The 13,174-nt window shown below is 66.7% G+C and carries 8 protein-coding genes and 3 pseudogenes; 5 read left to right on the top strand and 6 right to left on the bottom strand.

What is annotated here, in order from left to right:
• Positions 1–33: 33 nt before the first annotated feature.
• From CV103_RS12190 to CV103_RS23230, 3 genes and pseudogenes are all read left to right on the top strand, one after another.
• A complete protein-coding gene (locus tag CV103_RS12190) occupies positions 34–303 on the top strand; it encodes an ATP synthase F1 subunit epsilon (protein ID WP_015457730.1) in 270 nt (89 codons plus the stop codon).
• 127 nt (positions 304–430) lie between these two features.
• Positions 431–1,261, top strand: a pseudogene (locus CV103_RS22875) (SGNH/GDSL hydrolase family protein); the annotation flags it as partial.
• Between the two features lie 39 nt (positions 1,262–1,300).
• Positions 1,301–1,402: pseudogene (locus CV103_RS23230) on the top strand (PEPxxWA-CTERM sorting domain-containing protein); the annotation flags it as partial.
• Positions 1,403–1,417: 15 nt separating this feature from the next.
• Here the strand turns inward: CV103_RS23230 and CV103_RS12180 are convergent.
• Together CV103_RS12180 and CV103_RS12175 are read right to left on the bottom strand one after the other, a co-directional pair.
• Positions 1,418–1,867 carry a DUF6265 family protein gene (locus tag CV103_RS12180; protein WP_070934424.1) on the bottom strand — a complete coding sequence of 150 codons (450 nt, stop codon included), beginning with the start codon at positions 1,865–1,867 and terminating at the stop codon, positions 1,418–1,420.
• Between the two features lie 26 nt (positions 1,868–1,893).
• The gene (locus tag CV103_RS12175; RefSeq protein WP_015457733.1) at positions 1,894–2,829 is read right to left on the bottom strand and encodes a DMT family transporter; all 936 of its coding nucleotides are present in this window, start codon (positions 2,827–2,829) and stop codon (positions 1,894–1,896) included.
• A 90-nt stretch (positions 2,830–2,919) separates the two neighbouring features.
• On the opposite strand from CV103_RS12175, the pseudogene CV103_RS12170 reads away from it, so the two are divergent.
• Positions 2,920–4,486: pseudogene (locus tag CV103_RS12170) on the top strand (TadA family conjugal transfer-associated ATPase).
• 95 nt (positions 4,487–4,581) lie between these two features.
• Here CV103_RS12170 and CV103_RS12165 read toward each other — a convergent pair.
• The 3 genes from CV103_RS12165 to ygfZ form a co-directional block, all read right to left on the bottom strand.
• Complete coding sequence (locus tag CV103_RS12165) at positions 4,582–5,310, bottom strand: autotransporter domain-containing protein (RefSeq protein WP_170112626.1); 729 nt, start codon at positions 5,308–5,310, stop codon at positions 4,582–4,584.
• A complete protein-coding gene (locus tag CV103_RS12160; protein WP_170112625.1) occupies positions 5,271–9,368 on the bottom strand; it encodes a beta strand repeat-containing protein in 4,098 nt (1,365 codons plus the stop codon). The genes CV103_RS12165 and CV103_RS12160 overlap by 40 nt, the downstream gene beginning before the upstream one ends.
• Before the next feature lie 728 nt (positions 9,369–10,096).
• On the bottom strand, positions 10,097–10,831 hold the full coding sequence (gene ygfZ / locus CV103_RS12155) for a CAF17-like 4Fe-4S cluster assembly/insertion protein YgfZ (RefSeq protein WP_107395081.1): 735 nt from the start codon (positions 10,829–10,831) through the stop codon (positions 10,097–10,099).
• Between the two features lie 40 nt (positions 10,832–10,871).
• On the opposite strand from ygfZ, the gene CV103_RS12150 reads away from it, so the two are divergent.
• Positions 10,872–12,197 (top strand): dihydroorotase, encoded by a 1,326-nt coding sequence (locus tag CV103_RS12150; protein WP_107395080.1) that lies wholly within the window; start codon positions 10,872–10,874, stop codon positions 12,195–12,197.
• Positions 12,198–12,260: 63 nt separating this feature from the next.
• On the opposite strand, the gene CV103_RS12145 is transcribed toward CV103_RS12150, so the two are convergent.
• The gene (locus tag CV103_RS12145; RefSeq protein WP_070934429.1) at positions 12,261–12,980 is read right to left on the bottom strand and encodes a DUF1134 domain-containing protein; all 720 of its coding nucleotides are present in this window, start codon (positions 12,978–12,980) and stop codon (positions 12,261–12,263) included.
• Positions 12,981–13,174 lie beyond the last annotated feature (194 nt).

Genomic DNA, 13,174 nt, shown 5'->3' with positions numbered 1-13,174 from the left:
TCCCGCAAGCGGGAGGGGGCTAAGAGGAATGATATGGCCAACCTGCACTTCGAACTCGTCACCCCCGAAAAGCTGCTCCTTTCGGAGGAGGTCCACATGGTGGTCGTTCCCGGCACCGAGGGCGAATTCGGCGTGCTCGCCGGCCATGCCCCCTTCATGTCGGTGATCCGTTCGGGCGAGCTGCGCGTCTATTCCGGCCCGAACACCGTCTCCGCCCGCATCCAGGTGGAAGGCGGCTTCGCGGAAGTGAACGAGAAGGGCCTGACCGTGCTGGCCGAGGCCGCGACCGAAATCCAGGCCTGATAGCGGAAGGCCGGCGGCGCCTTCCGCACGCCGGCTTCCTACCCCTTTCGGGGCGCACCGCCCCAAACCCTTGCATGGTTAACGAAAGCGCCTAGCCTCCCTCTCCATAATAAGGAGGAGGACGAGGATGCGTGCACGCACAGCCCTGCGGCTGGCCATTGCCGGCTGCGTCGCGATGGTCTCCACGGCGGCGATTGCCGCTACGGCAAACCCGAAATATTCCGATCTCTACGTCTTCGGCGACAGCCTGGTCGATGCCGGCAACATCAAGATCCTGACCGGCGGCGCAACGCCGAACGAATCACTCGGCTATTATGACGGCCGCTTCACCAACGGCTACGACTATACCGATCTGCTCTCGATCGCGCTCTACGGCGCCCCCACGGTGGCCTCGCTCGCCGGCGGCAACAATTATGCCTTCGGCGGCGCCAGGGTGGTCGATCATGGCGATGCCATTCCCGATATCCAGGCGCAGCTCGGCTTCTATGCCGGCGACCATGGCGGCGTCGCCAATGCGAACGCGCTCTATGTCCTCAATTTCGGCGGCAATGACATATTCGGGCTGGTGGACGGCAATATCGGCGGCTTCACGCCGACGGACTATATCTCGGCCGTCGTGTCCACCTATGCGGCCGGCGTGCAGTTCTTGAACGATATCGGCGCGCGGAACATCCTGATCGCCGGCATCCCCAATGGCGACATTCCGCTGGCCTATATGGTCGATGCGATGCTGCAGACGTCGCTGGACGGCCTCGCGCTCGATGCCGGCACGCATCTGATGCGCTACGACGTGCTCGACGTGTTCGGGCGGCTGCTGTCCGATCCGGGCAGCCTGGGCCTGCCGCCGCTCAATACCACCGTGCCCTGCCTGGTCGGCGAGACGCCGGGGCCGGACATCGATTGCACCGGCTATTTCTCGTTCGACGGCACCCACCCGACCGCCCAGGTGCAGGCGGCGATCGCGCGGGATATCGATCGCCAGTTCGCGATCACCGCCTCCGTGCCCGAACCCGCGACATGGGCGATGATGATCGCCGGCTTCGGCCTGGTCGGCATGGCGATCCGGCGCCGGCCGCGGGCCGTGGCGGTTCCCGCCTGACTATCGGAACGCGCGTCAGCGCCGGCGATAATGCCAGCGTTCGACGCGCGCGCCGTCCAGCGTCGATATGGTCGCGACCAGCATGTCGCCCTCGCGCCGATAGTGGATGCGCTGCGGGAAATCGTTGGCGGCATTCTCGAACATCGCCTCCCCCTTGTCCGCCCGCACCAGCCGGAACGGCACCGCCGCCTGCCCGCGCGGCATGGCGAAATAGGTGAGCGTGCCATCCGCATCGGCGGCGATCCGGGCATGCTCGAAGAAATCGGCCTGGCCGCCGATGCCGGTGACGCTGCCGCCCATCAGCATCCCGCCCATGGGTTCCGTCCACCATTCGGCCGTCCAGCGCCTGTCCGGCGCCTCGAAATGCCAGTTGCCCGAAAGCCAGCCCAGGCTCGCCGCATCCTGCGCCCGGGCGGGCAGCGCCGCCACCGCCAGCAGCCCGGCCATCGCCACCGCGAATCGCATCGCCTTCCTCCCGCTCCGGGGCCGCCTCAGTCGGGCGTCCCCTCCACCATCGGCTCGCTCTGGCCGCGAAACAGCCAGAGGCCGGCGCAGATGATAAGCGCGACGCCGCCCACCGTCACCGGATCGGGCAGGTCGCCGAAAGCCAGCGCGCCGATCAGCAGCGCCACGACTATCTGGATATAGGCCATCGGCGCGATCGTGGCCGCGCTCGCCCGCGTCGTGGCGAGGTAGATGAGGAGGTGGCTGACCGTGCCCGTCACCGCAACGACCGCGCAACGCAGCATCACCGTCCAGTCCGGCCATGCCACATGGAATCGCGCCGCGCCGGAAAGCTCGCCCACGGCCGCCGCCAGGATCAGGATCGGCGTGGCGAAGCAGGCGCCCAGGAACTGCATCTGGATCGCCGATGCGCCGCCCGCCGCCATCCGGTTGAAGATCATCAGGAAGGCCATGCCCAGCGCCGCGCCCACCGGCAGCAGCGCGGCCGGCCCCAGCGCCAGCAGGTTGGGCCGCAGCACGATGAGCACGCCGGCGAAGGCGATCACGGTCGCCACCCACACCGCCCGGCCGGCATGCTCGCGCAGCAGCAGGGCGGACAGCAGGGCCGTGAGAATTGGGCTGGTGAACTGGATGGCGGTGCTGTCCGCCAGCGGCATCACCTGCACGCCCAGAAAAAAGCCCAGCGTCGCCACCGCGACCGCCGCGCCGCGACCGAATTGCAGCCAGGGCCGGGGGCAGGCGAATCCCGCTCTCCCCTGCGTCACCGCGATGGCGATGCCCAGACCGATCAGGCCGAAGACGTAGCGCAGGGCCGAGATCGCCGATCCCGGCCATTGCCCGGCCATGGATTTCACCAGCCCATCGCCCACGGAAAGACAGGCGAAGCCGGCGAGCGCCAGCAGCATCGCCGCGCGGCGATGGCTGGCATTGGCCGGGGCGGCGGTTGCGGCACGAACGGTCATCGCCCGGTTCATCCGCATTGGTTAGGCAATTGTCAAAGAGTGCGTCCTAAGACCATGGCCGGAATTCCGGCAAGTGACAGGTGAGTGGGGATGAGCGCATTCGGACGACGCGGCGGATTGACGGGCGCGGGCCAGCGCCCTTCCTTCGGCGTGGCGCGGCCCATGCAGGGCGGGGGCAACGCCTCCTCCCCGCTCGACGGCGGCAACCAGTTCCCCACGGTCGATCCCGCGACCCTGCCCGGCGCGCCCGCCGAGCCGGCGCCGCCGGTGGACGCGATGGCGCGGCTCGCCCATCGCCAGGACGCCCCGGCCGAGGCCGGCCCCGCCAAGGCGGAGGGATTCGAGGCGTCCGTCCACAAGATCAAGGAACAGGTGCTGCCGCGCCTGCTGGAGCGGGTGGACCCCGAGGCGGCCGCCACGCTCAACAAGGATGAGCTGGCCGAGGAATTCCGCCCGATCATCGGCGAGGTGCTGGCGGAGCTGAAGATCAACCTGAACCGGCGTGAGCAGTTCGCGCTGGAAAAGGTGCTGGTGGACGAGCTGCTCGGCCTCGGCCCGCTCGAGGAACTGCTGGCCGACGCCGACATCAGCGACATCATGGTCAACGGGCCGGACCAGACCTACATCGAAAAGAAGGGCAAGCTGCAGCTCGCCAACATCCAGTTCCGCGACGAGGAGCATCTGTTCCAGATCGCCCAGCGCATCGTCAACAAGGTCGGCCGCCGCGTCGACCAGACGACGCCGCTGGCCGACGCCCGCCTGGCCGACGGCAGCCGCGTCAACGTGATCGTGCCGCCCTTGTCCCTGCGCGGCACCGCCATCTCGATCCGTAAATTCTCCGCCAAGCCGATCACGCTCGACATGATGGCCGGCTTCGGATCGATGAGCCCGAAGATGGCCACCGCCCTGAAGATCGCCGGCGCCAGCCGCTTCAACATCGTCATCTCCGGCGGCACCGGATCGGGCAAGACGACGATGCTGAACGCGCTTTCGAAGATGATCGACCCGGGCGAGCGCGTCATCACCATCGAGGACGCGGCCGAGCTTCGGCTTCAGCAGCCCCACTGGCTGCCGCTGGAAACCCGTCCCGCCAATCTGGAGGGCAATGGCGCGATCACCATCCGCGATCTCGTCGTCAACGCGCTGCGTATGCGCCCCGATCGCATCATCCTGGGCGAAATCCGCGGCAGCGAATGCTTCGACATGCTCGCCGCCATGAATACCGGCCACGATGGATCGATGTGCACGCTCCACTCCAACTCCCCGCGCGAGGCGCTGGCGCGTATGGAAAACATGGTGATGATGTCGGACATCAAGGTGCCCAAGGAGGCGATCAGCCGCCAGATCGCCGATTCGGTGGACCTCATCGTCCAGGTGAAGCGCCTGCGCGACGGCAGCCGCCGCGTCACCAACATCACCGAGGTGATCGGCATGGAAGGCCCGGTGATCGTGACGCAGGAGCTATTCAAGTTCGAATATCTGGACGAAAGCGCCGACGGCAAGATCATCGGCGAATATCGCGCCATGNGAATATCTGGACGAAAGCGCCGACGGCAAGATCATCGGCGAATATCGCGCCATGGGCCTGCGCCCCTATACGCTGGACAAGGCCAAGCAGTTCGGTTTCGACCAGCCCTTCCTCGAATCCTGCCTGTAGGCGCCAGCGCGGCGATGCCGCACGATCGCGGGCGTGGCCCCTGAGGAAGGGCCAGCCCGAGAATCGGGGGAGCTATCGGCCGTTACGCCCTATCCTCACCAGTTGAAGCGCAAGCCGGCGCGCAGGCCCCAAGATTTGGTCTCCTGCCCGAAGGCCGTCTGCCACGATCCGCTGCCGAACAGCGTGGCGCCGCGCGTAACCTCGGTCGACACGCCGGCCCCGAATTCGGCCCAGGTCGCCTTGATGTTCGACCGGAACGGCACCGGCCCATCCTCGGAGGAGAAGGACGTCCGGGGATCGGCGTTGAATTCGCGCCAGACATTCGCCCTCAGCCAGGTGGCGATCGGGCGCGGCCCGTCACGTCCGGGCCGCTCGCCATTGTGCAGCAGCCGCAGGCCCATCCGGCCGGTCAGCGCCTCGGCCTTGTCGAATTGAACGTCGGCGGCCATGTCCGCGCTGTCGTCCAGGTCGAGATGCTGATAGATGAGCTGCGCCTGCGGCTCGATGCTGAAGCCGCCGCCGAGGCGCACCGGATAGCCCGTTTCCAGCGACACGGCGATGCCCGTGCCGTCTGTCTTCATGTCGTCGGGAGAAACCGATCCGGCGCGCACCTTGTACCACGTCGCCTGGACGACGCCGTCCACATACCAGCCGCCCGGCCCATAATGGGTTGCGTAGCCCGCCACCGTATAGGCATCGAACTTCACCTGGCCGGCATAGGAAAGATCGTGATCCTTCACGATCCCCTCGTTCCAGCCGACCGCGCCATATAGGCCGGCGACGGTCAGGCTCTTGCCCGGCGTGCCGCCCCGCCACAGATCCACGCCGACCTGGAAGGCGCGGACATTGGCCCTGAAGGCCGGCCCTTCGTTATAGACGCCGCCGGGTTCCGCATCCCGCTGAAGCCCTCGAACGGCCGGCCGGAAGGCGTGTCCGGATCGGACATATATGTTCCGATCCGCAGGCCACGATCGATCAAATCGCCGTCATAATTGATGATGCGGTAAACCCCGGCGCCCAGATTCTGCTGCTGGTCCAGAACGTTGATCACGCCATCCAGCGTGAGATTGCCGTGCACAATCGTAAGATCGTTCAGCCGCCCGCCGACGCTGGTATCCCCGATATTGTAGAAGAGGTTCGAATTGTCGCTCAGCACCAGATCGCCGTTGATCGTCAGCGTCGCCGGCGTGAAGGGCTCATATCCCGGTGCCAATATGCCGTTATCGGCCACCTGCACATTGCCGCCGATCGTGCCGTGTCCGCTCAGCCGCGCATTGGCGGCCACGGTGGTCAGTCCCGTCGCCTCGCTCTGATCGCCGTTCACGAACAGATAGCCGCTGCGGATATCGGTGGTGCCCTTGTAACTGTTGTTGCCCGTCAGCACCGTGATGCCTGAGCCGATATCGACCAGCCCGCCCGTTCCCGAAATGACGCCATCCAGCGTCAGTGCGCTGGCACGGGTCATATCGCCGCGATTGAAGACAAGCGTGCCGTTGTTCACGATGTCGCCGGTGATGCCCCCGGACAGGCCGCCATTGCCGAGTTGGAGCGCGCCGGCGCTGATCGTGGTGCCGCCGGTGTAGTGGCTATCAGCCGTCAGGATCGTCGTGCCGGTGCCGGCCTGCTCGAACCGGCCCGTCCCGGATATCGTGCCGCCGAAGGTCAACGTATCGGAACGATTGACCGCGAATGCGGCGTTGTTGATCACGTCGCCCAGGATGCTGCCGGTGGTGCCGCCATTACCCAGTTGCAGCTTGCCCGCGCTGATCGTGGTGCCGCCGGCATAGCTGTTTCCGGCCAGCAATTGCAGCGTGCCATCGCCGGCCTTGGTCAGCGCGCCGACGCCGGTGATGGCATTGTTGAGCGTGAGCGTGGTCGATCCGAACACATCCACGGTCCCGCCGCCGCTGTTCAGGACGGCATCGCGCGACGCGCTCATGCTGGCCATGGTCCGGATCGTGCCGCTGTCGAGCGTGAGGCTCCCGGATACCACACCGAGCGCCTGATCGCTCGCGATCTGGATCACGCCGCCCTCGATGCGGGTGCCGCCCGTATAGGTGTTCACGCCGTTCAGCACGAGCGTGCCGGCATCCGTCTTGCGGAGCAGCACATCGCCGGTGAGCTGTGCGTTGATCGTCGCGGTCATGCCTGCCGCGCCGCCGTTGCCCACGCGGATGGTCGCCTCTCCGGGCGCCGCGCTGGAATCCACCAGCAGGAGCGCCTCTCCGTTAAGGACATAGCCATCCACGTCGAACTGCATGCCCGATGCCGTCACGGCTCCATCTTGATGGCTGATGGTGACGATGCCGGACGAACCCTGGAAGATCGCGAACTGGCCGTCGCTCCATGGCGCGTTCACGCCGCCGTCCGCATCGGTCCAGTTGGATGTGGCGGCTTCTCCCGCTCTCACCCACTGGCCGTCGCCGCCGTTGATGGCACCATTATTCTTCGGCCCGTCCCTGCCGTCCCAATAATTCAGCGACAATCCCGTGGTATTGATCAGGTTGACCTGGCCCGGAATGGCGGTCTGGACGCTGAAATTGTCCAGCGGCCGCCCCGAAGTTCCGGGCGCCGACTGATATTGGCCGATCTCTAGCCCATTATCGATCAGGGTGCCGCTATAGTTGATGATGCGATAGACGCCCGGCCCCAGATCCTGCCCCTGGTCATGCACGTTGATGACGCCGTCGAGCGTGAGGTTTCCCTTCACGATGGTCAGATCGTTGAGCGATCCGCCCACCGCCGTATCCTGGATATCGTAGAAGATATTGGAATTATTGCTGAATGCCAGATCGCCGTTGATCGTGAGCGTCGCCGGCGTGAATGGCTCCGAACCCGGCGCGAAAATGCCGCCATTCCCCACCTGGACGCTGCCGCCGATGATCCCCTTGCCGCTGAGGCGCGCACCATTGCCGACCGTGGTGAGGCCGGTCGCCTGGGTCTGGTCGCCATTGACGATCAGATAGCCGGCATCGACCGTCGTCGCGCCCCGATAGCTGTTGGCCCCGGTCAGCACCAGATTGCCGCCCGCCCCCGTGGCGGTCAGCCCGCCGTTGCCCGAAATCACGCCTTCATAAGTGAGCGTGCCGGCGGTGGTATCGAACGTCCCGCCCGCCGCACCCATCACCCCGGCGCGTCCGATCGTGATGTCGGTGCCAGTGCGGAGCGTTCCCCCGTCGAGCGTCAGGGCGCCGCCCGCGGCGCCGAGATTGGCGTCGCTCGTGATCTGGACGACGCCGCCCGTCACCTTCGTGCCGCCCGCATACTGGTTTGCGGCCGTCAGCACGAGCGTGCCGGCCCCGCTTTTGCCGAGCGCCCCCGCCCCGGAGATCAGACCATCATAGGTAAGGGTGGTGTTTCCCTGGGTTTCGAGCGTGCCGCCGGCCGCATTGATCACGGCCCCGCGTGCCGTTGCCATGGTGGTGGTGGTGCGCAGCGTGCCGCCGTTGAACGTCAGCCCGGTCCCCGCGGCGCCGAGGTTGGCGTCGGCGCCGATCTGCAAAGTGCCCGCCGCGATATTGGTGCCGCCCTGATAGCCGTTGACCGCCGTCAGGACGAGCGTGCCGCCCCCCTGCTTCGTCAGCGTTCCCGGCCCCGTGATCGCGCCGTTATGGGTCAGCGTGGTGCCGGCATCCGGCGCCAGGGCGCCCCCGGCCGCACCGATCGTCGTGGCGCGCGCCGTGGTGATATTGGCCGTCGAAGCGAGCGTGCCTCCGTTCAGAACAAGTCCGCCCGTCGGGGCGCCGAGATTGGCGTTGGACGAAATCCGCACCGTGCCGGCGTTGATCGTGGTGCCGCCCGAATAGCTGCTGGTTCCCGCCAGGGTCAGCGTGCCGCCTAGCGTCTTCTCGACGGACCCGCTGCCGGAGATGACGCCCGAATAGGCGCCATCCGAATCCTGCACGAAACGCACCAGGCCGTTATCGGTAATCGTCAGCGGCAGGCTCTGCGCGCGCGCCTCCAGAATCCCCGCACTGGCGACCGTGACACTACCGTTGAAATTCTGGTTGTTGCCGGTCAGCGCCAGCGTGCCCTGATTCACGAGAACCTGAAGCGCGGCGTTGCCGCCATTGGCGCCGACCGCGCCGGTCAGCGTCCAGCGCCCCTCGCCGCTTTTGGTCAAGGTCTGGAAATTGCGGATATCGCCCGACAGGCTATCGGACGAGCCCGCCCCGCCACTCAAGGTCAGCGTATTCGTCCCGCCGCCGCCGTTGAAACTGCCGGTGATGGTCGACCCGGCTTCCAGCGTCAGGCTGTCATTGCCGCCAGCGAAGGACAGGCTGCCTTCGACCCTGCCTCCCGTCCGATTGATGAAGGTGACGTCGCTGGTCCCGTTATTGCCGATCACATTGGCACTGGCACTCACCCTCGTGGTGATCGTGCCGTAATTGTCGATCCGGTTGCCGCTGCCGACAACCGTGTCCTCGAACCAGATCGCCGCACCGTTGGTCGAGATGATCGATCCGCGATTGATGATGCTGTTGCCGGCGCCCATCACATTGATGGGCTCGCCTCTGGTCTGATCTCCCAGCGCTTCCACGGAGGCGCCCGTGCCGATCGTGAGGGTGCCGTTCGACCTGAACTCGATCGTATTCAGCCCGGCCCCATATTGACCGTTCCCATTGCCGGTGGCCGAGTTGGTCACGCGGGCATTGTTCTGCAGCGTTATGGTGGCATTGTCCCGCAGGCTGATGGCGTTATCGCTCCTCCCGTTGAGCCGGGCATTGGCCGCTATCGTTACGCTCGTCCCATCCACCTGGCCGGGGCCGTTGCCGACGCGCTGGTTGGTCGTGCCCGTGCAGGTGATCACGGTCGTGCCGGTGCAGGCGGCCCAGGATGCGGAAGGCGCAGTGATGAGGGCCAGCCCGGCTGCCAGTGACAACCCCGCACGGTGGCCCGGACCGCCGGACGGCTGTGGAACGAGCCGGCTCCCCGCGCAACGCAACGCCGATTTTCTCGCCTGCGCTCCCCGGCGGAAGAAAAGTGTCGGATCAAATGGAACTTCAGGAACGTTCAAGCGTTTTGGCGCGTCATTCCCGAAACGACCCGCAAAGCCCATCTTCCGCATGCCGCCACGTCCCCTTTTAGAGCCTGTAACGCGCCTAAGATTCCGCATCTGAATTTATAATCTATTTGATTCCATCTCCGGGTGTCCAGTGCGCGACGCAATCACCACATCGACTTTTCAGCTCTTGAACAGGAAAGTTCAAAAGAGCCCTGCCCGTCATCGACAGCCGGATTGACCGCCCTTGGCGGCTGGCCGAACGGAGCCAATGGGCGAGGGATTAGCGCGACTTATCGAATATCCGGGGAAGCGACATCCGAGTGTCCGCAAACTTGGCGGAACTTGGCGGAACTTGGCATGCCCGACGGTCCGCCGCGCCGGGCCGCGCGGACAATCCCCGGCACCGGGCTTCGGGGCGCTGCGCGGACCTCCCCATCGGCACTGATGCAAATCCGAACTTGTCCGCGCGCCATGGCGCGAAGGCCGGATTGGCGATAGCATCCGGCCATGGCCGATACCGCCGACAGCGAGCCTACCGACGAGGCGCCACCGCTCTGCCGTTATGAGGAACTGGCGCGGCGCGAGGATAGGTTGCGGGCGCGCGCTCAGGCCGCGATCGCGGCGGCGAGCCAGGCGGGGAGCGCGGCGGGATCGAGCGTTTCCACGCGGCGGAAGGCGACGCCCAGGCCGAGATCGGGATAAGCGGCGCGGAAATCCTCCGTCGCGCCATCACCCAGCGGCAACACCACCAGCCGGCGGTTCACCTTGGACCGGTGGTGCATGCGCGCGGTATTCTCCTGCCCGACATAGCAGCCCTTGGTGAAGCTGACGCCGTTCAGTTCGCGGGCATTGGCCTCCAGCCAGAGCGTCTTGTCCTGCCCCAGTTCGGCCGCGCCTTCGGTGACGCCAAGGGCCAGGCGATGGGCGCGCCAGCGGGCCGGGGCATCGCTTTCGCCGCCGGGAACGGGGGCGATCCAGCGGCGGCCGAGCGCGGCAAGGCGCGGATCGGGCACGCCTTCCACTCCATCCGGCGCCCAATGGACACCCAGCGTGGCATCGCGCGCGATCGTGATCGGCCGGCGCAGGCGATAGATGGTGAGGCGGCGAGCCAGCGCGTCGGCCTGGTCGGCCTCGCAATCGACCAGCAGGTCATCGCCGTCCGCCCAGAGGATGAAGTCGAACAGCGCCTTGCCCTGCGGCGTCAGCAGCCCGGCCCAGACGGGGAGCGGCCCCGAAACGTCGCTGGTGACGAGGCCCTGGAGGAAGCCGCGCACATCCTCGCCCGAAAGGCGGATGACGGCGCGGTCGGCGAGATGCGTGTGCGGGGTGGTATGCGGCATCGCCAAGAGTTAGGAAGCCCGGCGACGAAAGGAAAGCGCCATGCCCACCCATGATCTGATCCTGAAGAACGGCACGGTCTGGACTCCGGGCGGCCCGGTGCAGGCGGATATCGGGGTTACGGACGGGCGAATCGACCGGATCGGCCAGGTGGGCGACGGCGGCGAGACGATCGACTGCGCCGGCCTCACCATCCTGCCCGGCGTGATCGACAGCCAGGTCCATTTCCGCGAGCCGGGGCTGGAGGCCAAGGAGGATCTGGAAAGCGGCAGCCGCGCCGCCGTGCTGGGCGGCGTCACCGCGGTGTTCGAGATGCCGAACACCAAGCCTAATACCGATACGCCCGAGGCGCTGGCCGACAAGCTTTCCCGCGCCGAAGGGCGGATGTGGTGCGATCATGCCTTCTATGTCGGCGCCACCGCCGAGAATGCCGATCGCTGTGCGGAACTGGAACGGCTGCCGGGCGCCGCCGGCATCAAGATCTTCATGGGCGCCTCCACGGGCAGCCTGCTGGTGGCCGAGGACGACCAGCTGGAGCGCGTGCTGCGATCGGGCAGCCGCCGCGTGGCGATCCATGCCGAGGACGAGGCGCGGATGAACGCGCGGCTGGGCGAGCGGATCGAGGGCGATCCCTCCTCCCATCCGGTGTGGCGCGACGACGAGAGCGCGCTGCTGGCGACGAGGCGGATCATCGCGCTCGCCCGCAAGACGGGACGGCGCATCCACATCCTCCACGTCACGACGCCGGCGGAGCTGGAATATATCGCCCGGCACAAGGATATTGCGAGCTGCGAGGTGACGCCCCAGCATCTGACGCTGGCGGGCGAGGAGGCCTATCCCCGGATCGGCACCTATGCCCAGATGAACCCGCCGATCCGGTCTGGCGCGCATCGCGACGGGCTGTGGTTCTGGCTGAACCAGGGCGTGCCGGACGTGATCGGATCGGATCACGCGCCCCATCTGCGCGAGGAGAAGGCGAAGCCCTATCCCGCATCGCCATCCGGCATGCCGGGGGTGCAGACCCTGCTGCCGCTGATGTTGGACCATGTCGCCAATGGTCGGTTGAGCCTGGAGCGGCTGGTGGACCTGACGTCGGCCGGGCCACAGCGCGTGTTCGGGCTGGTGACCAAGGGCCGGATCGCGTCGGGCTATGACGCGGATTTCTCGATCGTCGACCTGAAGGCGCGCTGGACGGTGGAAGAAAGCTGGCTCGCCTCCAAGTGCGGCTGGTCCCCCTTCACCGGCATGGCGCTGACCGGCAAGCCGGTCGGCACGATCATTCGCGGCCGGCGGGTGATGTGGGAAGGCGCGCTCGCCAATGCCGCGAGCGGCCGGCCGGTGCGGTTCGAGGCGACCTATCGGCCGTGATTTCGGCGGCCGGCACGTTTCCGCCGGGACGCGGGAAGAATTCCGCGCGCCGGCCGGATCCCGTCAAAACGGCAGGATGCTCGATTTCTCGGTGAACTTCATATAGCCGACATTGGCGCCCAGCCGCCAGCCGACGCCCAGCCGGATCGGAATCAGCACCACGTCGCCGCGCCGCAGATAGCTGGCCGTGAAGCCGCCGACGACATAGGCGGTGCCCTCGACCGCGGGGAAGCGCTGGTAAAGTTCCTGGCTGTCGTAGAGATTGTAGACCAGCACGAACGTCTTGGCGCCGTTCGCGCCGATGTCGAAGCCGACCGACGGGCCGGTCCAGTAGACCGGACGCTGGCCCTCCACCTTGTGGAACATCGTGCCCGAACCGTAACGCACGCCGATCGCCAGCGCGCCGCCCGCCTCGCGGCCGACGATATAGCCGTTGGGCTCGCCCTGGTCCTTCAGGATGCCCTCGATCATCTTCGCCAGCCCTTCGGCGCCCTTGCCGAAAACGCCCTCGGCCGCCGCCAGCACGTCGTTTTCCTGATAGGTGGCGTTTTCCTGCGCGACGGGCGCGGCGCCGGCGGCGGTCTCCGCCGGAACCGGATCGGCGGCGGGCGCCGGCGCGGTCACGTTGGTGCCGTAACCGGCTTCGTCGGCGGGCACCGGGGTGACATCCGCCTGGATCGCCTGGTTGGGATCGACGGTGCGGACCTGCGCCGATGCCGGCGCCGCCAGCCCAAGCGCGGCCACGCCCAGCCCAAGCGCGCAGGAAACAAGGAATTTCGGCATCAAACATCCCCCGGGAACGACAAGCGCGTGAATCTAGCGCCTTTCACCCTTGCCCGGCAATGAACGGGCGATCACCCGAGTCGATGCCGCGCCGATCCGAGTCGTGGTGATTATTTATCGGACGGCGTCCACCGCACAGCGCCGGATTATATCGTTCTCGCGGACCTGCTTATGCCGGCGGTCGAGGGCGCAAT

This window comes from Edaphosphingomonas fennica, assembly GCF_003034225.1.
Taxonomy (GTDB): Bacteria; Pseudomonadota; Alphaproteobacteria; order Sphingomonadales; family Sphingomonadaceae; genus Sphingomonas_E; species Sphingomonas_E fennica.
Note: the sequence above shows the minus strand (reverse complement) of the source record. Positions and strands in the feature narration are given on the sequence as shown.